Raw genomic sequence first — 16117 nt, 5'->3', positions numbered from 1 at the left:
ATGTTTTGAACAATAGTTCAATTTAATTGAACAACTACTCAGGTTGATCTAATACCAATCACCGCGAAGTTCCGCGACCTTGTGTTGCATTAGCTGCGTTGTTGCATCTTGTGGTGCAACTGGAACCCCAGCTTCAATCTCAATTTTCGACCAAAAACGGGTAGGGCGTCCTTGGCAGGCCCGTCCCTTATAGCGGCTGAAGTAACTGCCCCATAACCCTTTGAGTGCCATCGGTATTACCGGAACCGGACTGCGGCGCAACACAATGTCCATTCCTCGCATAAAGTCGTTCATTTCGCCATCGGCGGTCAATCGTCCCTCTGGGAAAATACAAACGATGTGACCTTCACTTAGCGCCTGTTCCACCTCATCGAAGGCGCGGCGAATGCTGCCTCGGCGGGTGGCAGAGATAGGAATAACCCCAGCTCGCTTAAGGAAGCCCCGAATCGGTGGCAGGTTTGCGTAATCCTCCTCCATAACGAAGCGGATCAAGCGTGGGCATACGGCACTAAGCAATAAGGCATCCATGTAGCTTACATGGTTGCAGACAATTAAGGCACCGCCTTTCTCTGGTAGATGGTGCAAGTTTTTGTGCTGAACGCGATACATAGTATGAGTGATCACCCAGACTAAAAAGCGCACAACAAAAATAGGCACTTGAATAAACAGATAAACTGCCACCAGCAGATTCAGTGCCGCGAGTAATAAGAACAGTTGCGGAATCGATAACTCAAGCACTGATAGGCAAACAATGCCTAACACAGCACTCCCTACCATAAACAGTGAGTTATAGATATTCAGCGCCGCGACAACTTGTGCACGCTGAGTTGCTTTCGCACGTTGTTGCATCAGCGCATAGAGTGGAACAATAAATACACCGCCAGATGCACCTAGCAGTAATAGGTAGGCAAATACAGGCCACAACGCTTGGTGGCTAATAAACTGGGTAAAGGTTTCAAATTGAGGGAGATCAGCAGGTATTGAGCTGGCCATTAACCACCCAAACAGTGTAATACCAAAACTGCCTAATGGGACGATCCCCACCTCGATACGATGATTGGACAATTTGTCACACGCCAATGACCCAACCGCAATGCCCACAGAAAACAAGGCTAGCAAGAAAGAGACAGCGCTCTCATTGCCGTGAAGGTACACCTTAGTGAAGTTGGGGAACTGGGTTAGGTAAGCGGCACCTAAAAACCAAAACCAACTGATTGCCATCAACGCTTGGAAAATTACGCGGTCAGCTTTGGCAATAGCGAGGGTTTGCTTGGTATGTTTGATCGGTTGCCAGCGGAACTCAAGCTCAGGCGCAGAAGCAGGCGCTTCAGGAATCGAACGGCTGGATAAATACCCCAACACCGCAAAGAGCACCACGCAAGCGGCGGCGACATAGTTAGCAGACTCAGCAGAAGCAATAATGCCTGCGCCAAGTGTTCCCAGCAAAATGGCTAAGAAAGTGCCCGTTTCTACAAGGGCATTGCCGGGGACCAACTCTTTTGCTTTGAGTTGCTGCGGCAGTAAGGCGTATTTTACCGGCCCAAAAAAAGCAGACTGCGTTCCCATCAAAAACAGCAGGAGCAGCAGAATAAGGTAGCTTTGAGTGATAAAGCCGATGGCACCTAAGGTCATTATGGCGATTTCAGCCAGCTTTACTTTACGAATAAACCAAGACTTTTCATATTTATCAGCCAACACTCCGGCAGAGGCTGAAAAAAGGAAAAAGGGCAGAATAAACAAGCCAGCAGCGAGATTTATAAAGAGGTTGCTTGAAACCGGCAATGCTCCGGCCCCTGCAAACGCAACGAACAGGAGTAAAACATTCTTAAAAATGTTGTCATTAAATGCCCCAAAAAACTGAGTAATAAAATAGGGCAGAAAACGGCGCTGCTTTAACAGAGACGTTTGGCTTTGCTGAGGCATTGCTCTTCCTTGTTTGTCTTACCAGTTCTTCAAGTAGTTAGAAATCAAGTTTTCGATCAGTTCCTTGCCATCGACAGGCTCGGCAGCGAAAAACTTGTCATCGACACTTAGAAGAGTAATACCGTGAACTCCTGCCCATAACACTCGACTGGCTTGTAACACTTCGTTGTCAGAACGGTTTGGCGCTAATGCTCTTAGTAGGCTTTCTAACATTCCGGTCATATGGTTGATGCGGGCATCTTGCCATTCTGGTAATGGATCCCCGTTCATATTGTGCTCGAAGATCAGTTGCCACCGAAAAGGATGACGCAAAGCAAAGTCGTGATAGCAGTACGCGAGTTGATAGAGCGCTTCGTTAGGTGCCGAGCTTTTGGCAACCACAACTTTTGCCTCAGCTGAGAGTTCATCTAAGGTCTGTGCGACAACATGCAACAGCAACAAGTTATAGTTACCAAATACGTTGACCAGCGTGCTTGGTACGTAACCAATCATTTGGGCAATCTTGCGTAAGCTCAACTCGTGATAAGAGTTTTCATTGAGAAACTGCTTCACTTCGTTAAGTGTTAATGCGACCAACTGTTCTCTTGTGTGGTCGTTTCTTCTAGCCATAATGAATCAAATATAATGAACGTTGTTCAATATTCTATGGGGCGGTTTTTTGAGCGTCAACCAAACAACACATTTAAATTGCAATATTCTGATACATGATTACAGTTGCGGTATCTATCTTTCTCCTATCTATAAAGCTAAGATTAAGATCCTAACTAAAATGAACGTGAGTAAGTACAACTCAGTCCAGTACCCTAAAGGAAATACATGAAACGACTTTTTTCTCTAGTGGCGTTGTTGATGGTCTCGGTCTCCGTGGTAGTCGCGCCCGTAGCGGAAGCTAAAAGGTTCGGTGGTGGTAAGTCTTTTGGTAAAAGCTTCAAGACGGCACCAGCGCCTAAACAGCAAAAGCAGAACACCAATACCATAGGTAAAGAGCAAGCTGCTAAGCAGTCTTCAAGCAAAAAAGGCTTGATGGGCGGCATTTTAGGTGGTTTGTTAGCCGGTGGTCTTCTCGCGGCATTCTTCGGTGGCGCGTTTGAGGGTATCCAGTTTATGGATATTCTTATTATCGGCCTTATTGCCTTTGTGATTTTCAAACTGATGCGAGGGATGCTTGGTGCCAAGCAAGGCAGCATGAATCAGCAGCGTCAGCAACACGCTTATGGTGGTTCAACGCCTAAGTTTGAGCAACCAAACGTACACAACTTTGAGCAACCTCAAAACGTTAATCAAGGCGGCTTTGGCGGTTTCGGTGCACAGACTGACGTACCACATAACTATCCACCGGGTTTCGACCAAGCGGCGTTTGTGAATGGTGCGCGTGAACACTACCGTATTCTTCAAGGTGCTTGGAACCACAACCAGCTTGATACTATCGAAGAGTATGTTTCGCCAAGCCTATACACAGATTTGGTGCAAGAACGTGCCAAGCTAGACGGCGATCAGCACACTGACGTAATGTACGTAGATGCAGAGATTGTTCGAGCGGACTACGATGCAAGCAAAGCTCAACTGAGCTTGCAGTTCAGCGGTCGCTACCGTGACGCGGTTGAAGGTATCGAAGAAGATATCACCGATATCTGGCACCTTGAACGTGATTTAACTGCGCCAAACGCGCCGTGGTTAATCGTTGGTATCCAAGGTTAACGACAAACAAATAACAATCCGCCCAAGCCAATCGCTTGGGCGTTTTTTTATCTGCCAGTTGGCGTATACTGGCAGATAAAATACCAATAAGGAAAGTAAAGTGGCTGATTTTAAATACAAAGAGTTATCTCAATCGCAGCAAGACCAGTTGGATGCAGCGGTCTTCCGTAAACTTCTCGCTCATCTTGATGAAAACAAAGATGTGCAGAATATCGACTTAATGATTTTGGCTGGCTTTTGTCGTAACTGCTTTAGTAAGTGGTACAAAGCTGAGGCGGAAAACCAAGGTTTAGATTTAGACATCGATGATGCTCGTGAGCGTGTGTATGGCATGACGTATGATGAATGGAAGCAAAACCATCAGCCAGCGGCGACGCCAGAGCAGTTGGCGGCATTTGAAGCGCGCCAGAAAAAATAGTGTTCAAGCGCTCGGGTATCATCACTGATACCCGTTTGTTTAAATCCGGTCTAGCCATCTAACGCAAGTTAGTTACCTCTCGATTAAACTCAACTCTAGTATTGTTATCAGCAACGCGACAACGTCATGAAATTTCGTTGAAATTTTCTATATTGATCAGTATCAATAATGTTAATGGAGTGCTGTGAGAGACTGTCTCTCGCTATCTGTCATAAGTGAATTAGGTGAGAATCCTAAACTGTACCCGCAACTGTAAACGGTGATAACCGTGAGTCAGATCCCGGCAGATAGCAAAACGTATTTATCTGGGCGGGAGCACTCAGAAGGTTATTCAGAATGATTACCCCAGGTTTATTAGTGCAAATCTAATGGCGTCTTGACGTCATATTAATGAATTAAGGGTAATTCATGCATATTGTCGATGGTGTACTCAGTATCCCTGTCGTGGCAAGTGGCATCATAGTGAGCGTTGTCGGCACCGTGATCGGACTACGCCATCTGACCGATGACAAGGTTCCTCAAGCCGCGATGTTGGCTGCCTGTTTCTTCGTTGCTTCTCTAGTTCATATCCCCGTTGGACCGTCGAGTGTCCATCTTATTTTCAATGGTTTGATCGGCTTATTATTGGGCTGGAGTGTTTTTCCTGTCGTCTTGGTGGGACTGATTCTACAAGCGGTGTTTTTTGGTTTTGGTGGCATTCTAGTTTTAGGAGTCAATACGTTAAACATCGCTTTGCCGGCGGTTGTCGTTGGCGTGATGCTTAAACCCTATATCGATAAATGGCCGCCTTCTCGGGTTGGTTTTCTTGCCGGCTTTTTGGCCGTGTTCTTAACCAGTGTGCTGGTCTCGATTGCTTTAGTTCTCTCTGGAGATGTATTCGTAAACAGCGCTTCTTTGGTCATCATCACGCACTTACCCATCGCCTTATTAGAAGGCTTCGTTTGTGCCTACGCTTTTTCTCTTCTCAAGAAAGTCCGTCCCGAGCTGGTTAAGCAACCTTGTCAGAGTGAATTTCAATGAAAAATCTCATAAATCGGGCGGGATATGCCGCACTCGTATTGTTATTACTTAGCATCAGCAGTGCTGCGAACGCGCACAAGTTTCGTTTATCAGTGTACGTTGAAGGTAACCTGGTTGAAGGAGAGGTCTACTATGTTGGAGGCGGCAGTCCTCCGGGAGCAGGGGCAGGCATTGAATTGATTAAACAAGGCGCGGTGGTTCAATCTGCGATTGCCGATGAGGAAGGACTGTTTAGTTTTGGTGAGATAGCTCCGGACACTTACACCGTGCGAGCGGATGGAGGACAGGGGCATGTCGCACTCTACGACCTCGAAGTGACAGAGTTCTTACCCCAAGAAGCCATCGCTGATAATGAACCATCGCAGCAGGAGAGCTCGCATTCTAACTCGTTGACACAACAAGAATTGCAAAAAGCGATAGCGCAAGCTATCCGCCCGTTGCGTGAACAGATTGACCGCTATGAGGCGAAAACTCGCTTACACGATATTTTAGGTGGAATCGGATACATATTTGGCCTATTTGGTGTACTGGTTATGGTCAGAAATCGCAAACAACTGAGCAGGCCATAGAGACTCCGATGGAAGCATTGCTCTCTGGCTCAACCTCAAAAAATACCCTCAGTCTGATGCCGGTTCACGCGCGTCTGTTGGTCGCCGTGGTGGTGACTGTCGCCACGGTAGTGTCAGAGCAAACATGGGTATACGGCTGCTTTGCGTTGATTGCCTGTGTGCTGTGGATACAGAGTTCAATGGGCGTAAGCGCGGGCTTAAAAAGAGTTGCCATGATTGATAGTGTGGTTGTGCTCACCATACTTCCGCTGCCTTTTACTTTTGTTGGCGGGCAAATCATCGAACTCGGGCCATTGACGCTATCACAAGTCGGGGTAGACAAAGCGCTCGACATTCTAATCAAAACGACCATTAGCAGCATTGTGATGATGAGCCAATGCAGCGGGGTCTCCAGTCTTGAACTGGCACGCGCACTTTCTGTGCTTAGAGTGCCGAATAAATTGATCCTGATCCTACAGTTTTGCATTCGCTACCTTGAAGTGATTGAGCAAGAGTTATTGGTGCTGGAAACCGCAATGCGAGCCCGCGGCTTTGGTAACGCTTCGATGAGACGAAATTGGAAAAATTATGGCTATCTGTTTGGCATGCTACTGATTCGCTCATTAGCGCGAGCAGACCGTATTTGGTTGGCAATGAAGTGTCGCGGTTACCGCGGCATTTTCCCCGCTACGGCAGGTGAGCGTGCCACGGCGTTGATTCCGCCTAAGGCGCTAGGCTGGATTTTACTCGCGCTAATTCTGGTGGCGCTTGATTGGCTTACCACTGGCGCATGAGCAAAACGGAGTAAGGAAACGGATTTGAAACCACTGCTTGAACTCAAACAACTGACCTATAAGCGCCCCAATGGCAAGCTATGTGCGCAAGGGGTGAATTTAGCCCTTAGTGCTGGGCAAAAGGTGGCGATAACCGGTAGTAACGGCTGCGGAAAAAGTACCCTTTTGATGATGATGCTCGGTTTGATTGATGGGGTAGACGGGGAGGTTAGGCTGTTTGGTCAGCGATGTGACAGTGAAGCGGCGTTTGCTCACGCACGGACGCGAATCGGAATGTTATTTCAAGACCCTGATGATCAGCTGTTTTGCCCCACCATACTCGAAGACGTTTGTTTTGGACCGCTTAATCAAGGTTATAGCAATCAAGAAGCGAACAAAATGGCGCTGCAAACTTTAGATGAACTCGGGATTGGGCATCTAGCGCAAAGCGTGGGTTACCACTTGTCTGGAGGGGAGAAAAGGCTAGCCTCACTTGCCACTATTTTAGTGATGAAACCGGAAGTGTTGCTCTTAGATGAGCCGACTAACGACTTAGATGAAGAGAACTGTCAGCTGTTTATCGACATTATTCAACGACTCGACCTGCCTATGGTACTGGTCAGTCACGATGAACAATTGCGCCGAGCATTAACTACGCGCGAATATCATTTTAAAGATGGAAAATTATCGTTAACGACGATTTAAGGGAGAGAAATGAAAAGATTAAGGCATTACGATCAAGGGACCGCAATTGTATTGAGTTGCTTTGGCTCGGTTGTTGAACAAGACCGTTATGAGGAACTTAAGCGCAAGGTTGCCAGTCGTTACCCTGAGTGTGATGTACGACTCGCGGTGAGCTCGCGTATGGTGATAAAAAAGCTCAAACAACAAGATAGAGACTATCAGCATCTTCCTGCGGTGTTAGCCGCGCTGGATCTTGCTGGGTATCAACGGATTTTAGTGGTTTCTTGCTACTTGTTCCCAACCGACGAACACAAGCAGGTTGAAATGATAGTTGATGGTTTCCGTCATTTTTCGCTTGCTCACATCGATTATACGCCAGCCATTATCCATCATACCCATCGCGCTAATGAGCTGTTATCCGAGCTTAATCAACACTTCTCTCAAGGTTCAGACCTCAACTTATTTATTCATCATGGTGCGCCTTACTTAGATAACGCAGGGCATCAAGCGGTCAGCTACTGCGACACATTATTGAGCCAGCTTTCGCATAAAAACCTCTCCTGTTCACTCGAAGGTGCGTTGCCTTTTGAAGTGCTGCAATCTGCCATCAAGCAGCGAATTCAATCTATCACTTGCGATGGCGTACCTGTGGTGCGAATTGTGCCGCTGCTTTTGGTATCGGGAAACCATTTTGTCAAAGATATGGTCGAGATTCAGCAGCAGTTATCTTCGCTGTGCCGAGTTGAGATTGCTATGACCGAACAGGGTGAGTCATTCAACTTATTGGCTTTCCAGCGGGTTACGGAGATTATTTTCCTTCAGATTGATCAAGGACTTGAGCGGCTAAAAGCACCTGTTAGTGAACGGGCGAATGAGCGTTAACTTGCACCACAAGGGCAATAGAAACAGGGTTTGAATCGTGGCGAAGCTAAAGCGTTCTAGAAGCAATCAAGATTTGCGTGGAGGGTATACCACCGGCGCGTGTGCGGCGGCGGCGGCGAGAGCAGCACTTCGATTTTTGCTAACGGAGCAGGCATTTAAAGAGATTGAAATCCAGTTGCCTAACCGTGAGTTGGCAAGCTTTCAACTCGCTCGTCTCGGGACTGTTGATCAATCTGGCAACCGTGCTGCGGTGATTGCTGGTGTCGTTAAAGATGCGGGGGATGACCCTGATTGCACCCATGGCATCGAGATTCAATGTATTGCGCAGTGGGTGACAACTCCCGGTATCCACTTAAAAGGGGGGAAAGGCGTCGCCACGGTGACTTTACCAGGGCTGGAACTGCCAGTCGGTGAGCCAGCGATCAATCCAGTCCCCCGCGCTAACATCCATGAAATGGCAATGTTGGAGTTGGAGCAGCATGGTCGTCGCGGTGAGCACAACTTAGGTTTGGAGTTGGAGATAGTCGTTCCGCAAGGTGAGCTAGTAGCCAAAGAAACGATAGGCGAGCGGCTTGGCTTAGTGGGTGGGATCTCAATTTTAGGCACCAGAGGAACGGTGAAACCTTATTCAACCTCAGCATTTGCGTCTTCGGTGAGGCAGTCTGTGCAGATTGCCGCTGCGAATGGTTTGAATCATCTGGTGTTAACCACAGGAAGCCGTTCAGAAAAAGCGGCAATGGCTTTGCTGCCAGAACTGACGAACTTAGCTTTTGTGCAAGCCGGAGACTTTAGTGGTATTGGGTTAAGAGCGGCAAAACGATATGGCGTTTCCCGAGTCTCTTTGGTGGTCATGATTGGTAAGTTGGGTAAGTTGATCTCAGGACGAATGATGACACATGTATCTGGTCATGCGATTGATTTTACCTTGATGAGTGCACTTGCTCAGCAAGCTGGGCTTTCGCCTTCTCTTTGTCAGCAAATTGCCAGCGCAAACACAGGTAGGCATGTGTTGGACTTAGTTCGTCAACAGTTGGTTGGTGGTGACGAAGGTGGTGCTTTTTTAGAAGGGTTATGCCAAGAGGCATGGCAGCACGCGAATCACTACACCTCCCATCAGTTGACCATTGATATCACCTTAATTGATTTTGATGGTGTGAAGCTCGCTGGCTATCCCAATGACGCGGCTAAACGCTGCGACGCTTTGGCACAAAGCCACAGATAACCTCAATAGGTAAGAATATGGAAAAGATGCAGCAAATGACGCGAGGCGGACAAGCCATTGAAAATAGTTCGTTCTCGATTATTGACCGAGAAATTACCACGCTTCATGGTGGGCATCAGTTTGATAGCAAGCAGTGGCCAGTCGTTCGGCGCGCCATTCATACCACTGGCGATTTTGAGTTTGCTAAGCTGTTTCGCTTTAGCACTAACGCGGTGGAAAAGGGGATAGAAGCTCTGCAAACGGGATGTCCGATCATCAGTGATGTGACGATGATAACCAGCGGAATTAGCGCTCAACGACTCGCGGTGCATGGCAGCAAGGCTCACTGTTTTATTAGTGATGAAGATGTGATTGAAAGTGCCAAGCAACATGGCACGACGCGAGCCATATGGGCGATGCGTAAAGCGCGTGATCTTGGACTTTTGGATGGCGCAATTATTGCGGTAGGTAATGCGCCTACTGCGCTGTATGAAGTGATCAGAATGCTCGAAGCGAATGAGGTTCGACCTGCGCTTATCATCGGCATCCCGGTTGGGTTTGTTAAGGCCGAAGAGTCAAAATTGGCACTGGAGAGTCAAGCTAAAGTGCCGTTTATCACCAGTTTAGGGCGTAAAGGAGGCAGCCCTATTGTGGTATCGACCATTCACGCCCTTCTATATCAGAGTGTTTAGTGCTTATGAGTTATACACCTAGCCCAATTAGTATTACCGTTGTGGGTGTGCCGGAAGATGGTTGTCTGGGGCTGACTAGCCGAGCCAGCAATGCGGTCTCATCGGCACGAGTCGTCGCTGGTCATCCTCGACATCTTGAATGGTTTCCACAGTTTGATGGTTTGTTCCTCGATATGACGCAAGGCTTCGCGACTTGGTTTAATCAAGTGATTGATGAGAGTGAAGAAGGCGATGTTGTGGTATTGGCCTCAGGTGATCCGCTGTTTTTTGGTATTGGCACGCGTTTGCTGACCATATTGGATGCGAAGGAGCTGCGTTTTATCCCCTCACAGAGCTGCGCTCAGTTAGCGTTTTCCCGTTTGGGTTTGCCTTGGCATGACGCGCGATTTTTATCCTGCCATGGTCGCTCATTAGACGGTTTGACCAGCAAACTGCAACAAGGCGATCTATTTGCGATTCTTACGGATGGAAAAAACACCCCACAAGTGATTGCGCAACACTTAACTCACTATCACGAAACGCATTGGACTCTAGCGGTTTGCGAGCAACTGGGAGGTCTTGACGAACGAGTGCGTCGATTTGACGTCGCCGCACTGGCATGTTGTGAAACTGAGTTTGCGCCACTCAATGTGATTGTGGCAATCAGAGGGGACAGTCAGCGGTGGGGTGGTAACGGACAATTTGCGGCTGACAGCAGTTTTGCCAAACGTATGCCACAAAATGGATTGATCACCAAAATGGCGGTTCGCCATTTGGCTCTGACCAGTTTGAAAATCAGCCCCGATGACACCGTTTGGGATATAGGAGCAGGCTCGGCTTCGGTGGCCATTGAGTCAGGAAAGCTGTGTTGGAATGGTCGCGTATTTGCTATTGAAAGCAATGAACAGTGCTTTGAGTCGATTGAAGAAAACATCCGTTGCCATGGTACGGATCATGTCAAGCTAGTGCGTGGCAAAGCACCTGTCGCATTGGTCGATTTGCCTCAGCCAGATGCCGTTTTTGTCGGTGGCAGTCGCGGAGAGATGGTCGCGATTTTAGATATGGCTTGGCAACAGTTAAAACCGCGAGGTCGCTTAGTGATCACGGCGGTGACGATTGATACCGTGACAGAAGTCTATCAGTGGGCAAAACAACACGCTTTGAACATCAACACGTTACTTGCCAATATCTCACAAACCCAGCCGCTTGCGCATTATCAGCGCTATCAAGCAGAAAACCCAATTCATATATTTTCACTGGAAAAAACACCACAACAAGACTGCGTAGGAGTCGTTAATGAACAATAACAGATTAGGCCAGCTATACGCAGTGGGTCTTGGTACCGGAGATAGTGAACTGTTAACGCTCAAGGCGGTTCGGCTGATCAAACAAGCGGATATCGTCGCCTTGCCAGAAAAAAGTAAAGGTAAAGCGGACTCCTTTGCATGGCAGATCATTTCAGGTGCTATCCCTTTAGAGCAATTAAGTGGCGAGCGTTGTTTTTTGCACTTTCCGATGACGCGCAATGCCGCACTTAATGTGCCAGCGTGGCAGCAGGCTGCGCAAACTATTCTCTCCTTTTTGCAAGCAGGGAAAAATGTCGTGTTTGTGACTGAGGGTGACCCTTCCGTGTTTAGTACATGGGCGTATGTCCAACAAGAACTTGCCCTGATTGCGCCGCAGATTGAGCCGATTGTTGTGCCGGGGGTGACGTCGATTACCGCCGTTCCAGCGGCGACTAAAATTCCGTTGGCTGAAGGACAAGAGCGATTTTGTGTCGTCCCTGCCACTTATGGTATCGAGTGTTTGGAATATCTAGTGGATGAGTTTGATACCATCATGTTGATTAAGGCCGGTCGGGTGATTGATAGCTTGACCGCTAAGCTTAAGACGCTTGGTTTGTTGGAGTGCGCCACTTACGTTTCTCATGCCAGCACTGAACAAGAAGAAATTTATGCCTGCCTTGAAGATGTTCCAGCAGAAAACCGCTATTTCTCAATGGTGCAGCTTTCAATACGCTCAAGACAGGGTGTATTGCGTGGCACTTCAACGGCGGTGGCGTAATCACTATGAAAAAACTCGCGATTTACGCCATTACGGTCAATGGTGCTCAGCAAGCAGAACGTTTAAAAAGAGCATTGCCATTTGCTGATTTGTTTATTTCTGATGCGGTTAAATCCAGCAATAGTGAAGCCCAAGAGCTTGTGCTACCTCTGGCTCGTTTTGTGGCAGAAAAGTTTCATCACTATGATGGTCATGTCTTTATTTGTGCCACGGGAATCGTCACCCGCGTGATCAGTCCTTTACTTCAAGACAAACGACAAGATCCGGCTATTGTCTGCCTTGATGAACAAGCGACCTTCGCTATTTCACTGCTTTCTGGTCACCGAGGGGGGGCCAACGAGCTAACGCAGCGCATTGCTCATATTGTAAAAGCGACGCCAGTTATCACGACGGCTTCTGATGTCTCGGAGGGGATAGCCGCGGATATGCTAGGCGCCCCGTTTGGATGGGTGTTAGATCCTGTATCGGAAGCATCGCTCACTCCAGTATCAGCGGCCTTGGTTAATCAACAGCCTGTGGTGATCGCCCAAGAAACCGGGGAGAAAAGTTGGTGGAAATATGACAAGCGCATGCCTGCCAATGTGATTTGCCATTCTACCTTGCAAGATATTGAACCGAGTGATTACCAAGGCGCGATTCTAATTAGTGATAAACATGAAATTCCTATCAAGCAGTGGTCACGTAAGTTGGTTGTTTGGCGGCCTAAGTCATTGGTTTTGGGATTAGGGTGTGACCGAAATACGCCGCTGTCGACGCTCCAAGCAGGACTTCGTGCATTCAGCCATAAGTTTGATCTCTCATTAGACTCTGTTGGGGCGATTGCCAGTATCGACCTTAAAGCGAATGAGCTGGGGTTGATTGCTCTTTCTCAGCAAAACCAATGGCCCTATGTGACTTATCCTGCCGAGCAGCTCGATGGTATTGAAGGGATTGAAAACCCTTCCGATTACGTTAAGCAGGTGACGGGGAGTAACTCAGTCGCTGAGGCGGCGGCGTTAAAGCACTGCCAGAGTGATCATTTGCTGGTGGCGAAATGGGCGTTCAAGTTGGATGGATACAACATGACCATCGCCTGTTGTCGACGTTCCTATTCAGAATCGTTAGTGCAGCAAAAAAAGAAAAACTGGTTTGGCAGCAAAATCCACGGCAGTGCGCAGCGATATGGTGAAAAGCCTGCGTCGGGGGATGATAAGGTGCCTGTCCCTGTAAAACTCAACGCGTATGGAAATGAGGTGGTTGAGGGGTATCAGTGCAAGCCCAAGCATGTAGACCTCAATCGCCCGATGCTTCACCACAGTCATCATCTGCTCCTGTGCGAGGGGACGCGTTGTGCCAAAGCGGGCAGTAAAAACTTGGCGCATGATCTGCGTAATATCCTTAAAGAAATGGATCTTGCGAGCGGCGAGCGGCGGATAAAAATTAGCCGTACCCTGTGTGCTGGAGCGTGTCGTAACCGCGCGACGTTAGTGATTTATGAGAGAAAACAGTCGGGCTCGGTCACTGCAAACAATGCGCTGTGGCTTAAAAATGTTGACCAACTGTCAGATGCAGAGTGGCGCGCAATGTTTAATGCATTAGCGAATCAGGGATTGGTGACAGACGTACTAGACCAAAAGTATTTCGCGACGGTGGAGTCCGCGACAGGAGAGTATAGCAATGGCTAAATTATCATTAGTGGGACTTGGGCCAGGAAGCTTAGATCTTATGTCGATTCGGGCACAGTCAGTGATCAAACAAGCGGATGTTGTCGTCGGTTATGCGCCTTATGTCAACATGGTTGAACCATTGATTGATGGGCAGAAGCTGGTCAAAACGGGGATGACTAAAGAGTGGCAAAGGGCTGACTCAGCGATTCAGTTGGTACAGCAAGGGTATAAGGTTGCGCTAGTATGTTCCGGTGATGCTGGCATGTATGCCATGGCCCCTCTTATTTTTGAACTGCTGGCCTCACAGGCGATCAATATTGAGGTAGAAACCATTCCGGGGATCACCGCCGCCAACGCGTGTGCATCATTGGTTGGTGCGCCGCTGGGTCATGACAGTTGTACCATTTCATTGTCAGATCTATTGACCCCTTGGACGGTGATCACCCAACGCATAGAGGCCGCCGCGATAGCGGATTTTGCCATTACCTTCTATAACCCTCGCTCTAAAAAGCGGCAACATCATATTGTTGAAGCGCAACAGATATTGCTTAAGCATCGAGCGGTCAATACGCCTGTCGCAGTGGTCAATGCGGCCTATCGCGATGAGCAGTCAGTCCAGCTTTCCACTTTAGAGAGCTTCACTCAGTTAGAGTTTGGCATGAATGCGGCGGTGATTGTGGGGAATAGCAGTAGCTTTCGCTTTGATGATTGGATTGTGACACCACGTGGATATCGCAACAAATACAGCCTAGCGGATGGTGAAACCCGTGATGGACAGACGCCGGGGCGCTCACTTAACGATATCGAATTCCCCGTGATGTCAGATAAATAAGAGGTAATGGCGATGAAGGTTTACTTTATTGGTGCTGGGCCGGGTGACCCCGACTTAATCACCGTAAAAGGGGCTAAGTTAGTGGAAACATGCCCAGTGATTCTCTATGCGGGCAGTTTGGTGCCCAAAGCGGTGATTGAACGTGCCCACCCTGACGCCTTAGTGCTCAACTCGGCAGATATGGATCTTGATGAGATAACCGCTGTTTATCAACAAGCGCAGCAAAATAATCAAGATGTGGCTCGGGTACAAACTGGCGATCTTTCTATTTATTCATCATTGGCTGAGCAAACTCGCCGTTTGAATCAACTGGGTATCGATTGGCAAGTGATTCCAGGTGTCTCATCTTTTCAGGCATCCGCCGCGGCGCTTGGGCAGGAACTCACCTTGCCGGAGGAGTGTCAGACTATCATTTTGAGTCGAGCATCCGGGCGAACTCCTGTGCCAGACAAGGAGAACTTAAAATCTCTTGCTCAACATGAAGCGACGCTGTGCTTGTTCTTAAGTGCGACACTGATTCGAAAAGTTGTGCGAGAGCTGAGTGAGGTCTATCCGCAAAACTGGCCAGTTTGTGTGGTCGAAAAGGCCTCTCATCCTGAGCAGAGGATCATTCGAGGAACGCTGGCCGATATTGCTGAGAAAATGCATCAGGCTAAGATTCGCTCGACGGCGATGATTATTGTCAGCAAGGTGTTTGCAATTGATGACTTCGTTGATTCCAAGTTGTATGACCCTAGCTTCTCGCATGGATGTCGCAAAGCGAAAGTGATTGATGAGTGATCTCAATATCATGGCAGGTATAGGCATCGGTGACGCGCCATTATTGGTCGCAGCGCTGATTGTTGTTGGCGCACTGTGGCTTGACTATTGGTTGGGTGAGCCAAGCAAGTACCACCCGTTGGTGGGATTTGGTGCCTTTGCTAATGCGGTTGAAAAACGCTGCCGGGGTTTCAGCGCGCTCAACGTCCGTTTGCAAGGCGTGCTGGCATGGTCAGTTAGCGTTTTGCCTTGGGTCGCAATCTGCAATCTCGCTCTGGGCGAGATTGAATCACAATCCCCATCTCTTTGGTTAGTGCTAAACATAGTCATTCTATCGATGACTATTGGGGGCAGAAGTTTGCTCGACCATGCGCAAGCGATTTTTGTCCCGTTGAAAGCAGGTGACCTTGAAGGTGCGCGCTATGCCGTCTCAATGATTGTGAGTCGCAATACCGACAAGATGGGTGAAAAAGAGATGGCTTCTTCTGCGATTGAGTCGGTGTTGGAAAATGGTAACGACGCCGTGTTTGCACCGGTCGTGTGGTTTTTAATCCTCGGTGCGCCTGGAGCGGTTTTGTTTCGTCTTGCCAATACTTTAGATGCGATGTGGGGCTATAAAACGGAGCGCTATTTTCACTTTGGATGGTGCGCCGCTCGAATAGACGATGTTTTGGGTTGGGCTCCTGCTCGAGTGACAGCGTTGTTCTACGCGATTCAAGGTAGCTTCTTCACTGCGCTTCGATGCTGGAGGCTGCAAGCGAGACAGTGCAGTAGTCCTAATGGTGGAGTCGTGATGACAGCCGGAGCCGGAGCGTTAAAAGTCACTATTGGTGGACCGACTTATTATCATGGTGTATTGCACGACAAGAAACCGATGGGGATTGGCTCTGTCGCAACTTGGCGAGAAATTCCACTGGCGAATCAACTAGTCTTTCGAGGCAGCCTCTATTTCAGCCATGGTTTGTTGATTATGGCATGGCTATGTCGCTAATTAGGTG

General features: G+C 48.3%; 17 protein-coding genes and 1 riboswitch. Of the genes, 15 read left to right on the top strand and 2 right to left on the bottom strand.

What is annotated here, in order from left to right; all coding sequences use genetic code 11:
* Positions 1 to 48: 48 nt before the first annotated feature.
* Together GZK95_RS09485 and GZK95_RS09480 are read right to left on the bottom strand one after the other, a co-directional pair.
* Positions 49 to 1923 (bottom strand): MFS transporter, encoded by a 1875-nt coding sequence (locus GZK95_RS09485; RefSeq protein ID WP_075708079.1) that lies wholly within the window; start codon positions 1921 to 1923, stop codon positions 49 to 51.
* A gap of 18 nt (positions 1924 to 1941) precedes the next feature.
* Complete coding sequence (locus tag GZK95_RS09480; RefSeq protein WP_075708077.1) at positions 1942 to 2532, bottom strand: TetR/AcrR family transcriptional regulator; 591 nt, start codon at positions 2530 to 2532, stop codon at positions 1942 to 1944.
* Between the two features lie 207 nt (positions 2533 to 2739).
* Here GZK95_RS09480 and GZK95_RS09475 point away from each other — a divergent pair, with 207 nt between their 5' ends.
* The 15 genes from GZK95_RS09475 to cbiB all read left to right on the top strand — a co-directional run bounded on the left by GZK95_RS09475 (position 2740) and on the right by cbiB (position 16110).
* The gene (locus GZK95_RS09475; protein ID WP_075716438.1) at positions 2740 to 3621 is read left to right on the top strand and encodes a Tim44 domain-containing protein; all 882 of its coding nucleotides are present in this window, start codon (positions 2740 to 2742) and stop codon (positions 3619 to 3621) included.
* 100 nt (positions 3622 to 3721) lie between these two features.
* A complete protein-coding gene (locus GZK95_RS09470; protein WP_075708073.1) occupies positions 3722 to 4039 on the top strand; it encodes a DUF1244 domain-containing protein in 318 nt (105 codons plus the stop codon).
* A gap of 189 nt (positions 4040 to 4228) precedes the next feature.
* Positions 4229 to 4342, top strand: a riboswitch (cobalamin riboswitch).
* A gap of 105 nt (positions 4343 to 4447) precedes the next feature.
* Positions 4448 to 5059 carry a cobalt transporter CbiM gene (cbiM, locus tag GZK95_RS09465; protein WP_075716439.1) on the top strand — a complete coding sequence of 204 codons (612 nt, stop codon included), beginning with the start codon at positions 4448 to 4450 and terminating at the stop codon, positions 5057 to 5059.
* Positions 5056 to 5628, top strand: coding sequence for a hypothetical protein (locus GZK95_RS09460; RefSeq protein WP_075716440.1), 573 nt, complete (start codon positions 5056 to 5058; stop codon positions 5626 to 5628). Before cbiM ends, GZK95_RS09460 begins: the two co-directional genes overlap by 4 nt.
* Positions 5629 to 5636: 8 nt before the next feature.
* The gene (locus GZK95_RS09455; protein WP_075716441.1) at positions 5637 to 6401 is read left to right on the top strand and encodes an energy-coupling factor transporter transmembrane component T family protein; all 765 of its coding nucleotides are present in this window, start codon (positions 5637 to 5639) and stop codon (positions 6399 to 6401) included.
* A 24-nt stretch (positions 6402 to 6425) separates the two neighbouring features.
* On the top strand, positions 6426 to 7085 hold the full coding sequence (locus tag GZK95_RS09450) for an energy-coupling factor ABC transporter ATP-binding protein (RefSeq protein ID WP_075716442.1): 660 nt from the start codon (positions 6426 to 6428) through the stop codon (positions 7083 to 7085).
* A gap of 9 nt (positions 7086 to 7094) precedes the next feature.
* Complete coding sequence (locus GZK95_RS09445; RefSeq protein WP_075716443.1) at positions 7095 to 7946, top strand: sirohydrochlorin cobaltochelatase; 852 nt, start codon at positions 7095 to 7097, stop codon at positions 7944 to 7946.
* Between the two features lie 37 nt (positions 7947 to 7983).
* Positions 7984 to 9168 (top strand): cobalt-precorrin-5B (C(1))-methyltransferase, encoded by a 1185-nt coding sequence (locus tag GZK95_RS09440; protein ID WP_075716444.1) that lies wholly within the window; start codon positions 7984 to 7986, stop codon positions 9166 to 9168.
* A 17-nt stretch (positions 9169 to 9185) separates the two neighbouring features.
* The gene (locus GZK95_RS09435) at positions 9186 to 9839 is read left to right on the top strand and encodes a precorrin-8X methylmutase (RefSeq protein ID WP_075716445.1); all 654 of its coding nucleotides are present in this window, start codon (positions 9186 to 9188) and stop codon (positions 9837 to 9839) included.
* 5 nt (positions 9840 to 9844) lie between these two features.
* The gene (locus GZK95_RS09430) at positions 9845 to 11125 is read left to right on the top strand and encodes a bifunctional cobalt-precorrin-7 (C(5))-methyltransferase/cobalt-precorrin-6B (C(15))-methyltransferase (RefSeq protein WP_075716472.1); all 1281 of its coding nucleotides are present in this window, start codon (positions 9845 to 9847) and stop codon (positions 11123 to 11125) included.
* Positions 11115 to 11882 (top strand): precorrin-2 C(20)-methyltransferase, encoded by a 768-nt coding sequence (gene cobI / locus GZK95_RS09425; protein WP_075708057.1) that lies wholly within the window; start codon positions 11115 to 11117, stop codon positions 11880 to 11882. Before GZK95_RS09430 ends, cobI begins: the two co-directional genes overlap by 11 nt.
* Before the next feature lie 5 nt (positions 11883 to 11887).
* The gene (locus tag GZK95_RS09420) at positions 11888 to 13546 is read left to right on the top strand and encodes a cobalamin biosynthesis protein (RefSeq protein WP_075716446.1); all 1659 of its coding nucleotides are present in this window, start codon (positions 11888 to 11890) and stop codon (positions 13544 to 13546) included.
* On the top strand, positions 13539 to 14360 hold the full coding sequence (gene cobJ / locus GZK95_RS09415; protein ID WP_075716447.1) for a precorrin-3B C(17)-methyltransferase: 822 nt from the start codon (positions 13539 to 13541) through the stop codon (positions 14358 to 14360). The genes GZK95_RS09420 and cobJ overlap by 8 nt, the downstream gene beginning before the upstream one ends.
* A gap of 12 nt (positions 14361 to 14372) precedes the next feature.
* Positions 14373 to 15140 carry a precorrin-4 C(11)-methyltransferase gene (cobM, locus tag GZK95_RS09410; RefSeq protein WP_075716473.1) on the top strand — a complete coding sequence of 256 codons (768 nt, stop codon included), beginning with the start codon at positions 14373 to 14375 and terminating at the stop codon, positions 15138 to 15140.
* Positions 15133 to 16110, top strand: coding sequence for an adenosylcobinamide-phosphate synthase CbiB (gene cbiB / locus GZK95_RS09405; RefSeq protein ID WP_225623984.1), 978 nt, complete (start codon positions 15133 to 15135; stop codon positions 16108 to 16110). The genes cobM and cbiB overlap by 8 nt, the downstream gene beginning before the upstream one ends.
* Positions 16111 to 16117 lie beyond the last annotated feature (7 nt).

The organism is Vibrio panuliri, assembly GCF_009938205.1.
Taxonomy (GTDB): domain Bacteria; phylum Pseudomonadota; class Gammaproteobacteria; order Enterobacterales; family Vibrionaceae; genus Vibrio; species Vibrio panuliri.
This window is presented reverse-complemented; position numbering and strand designations above follow the sequence as displayed.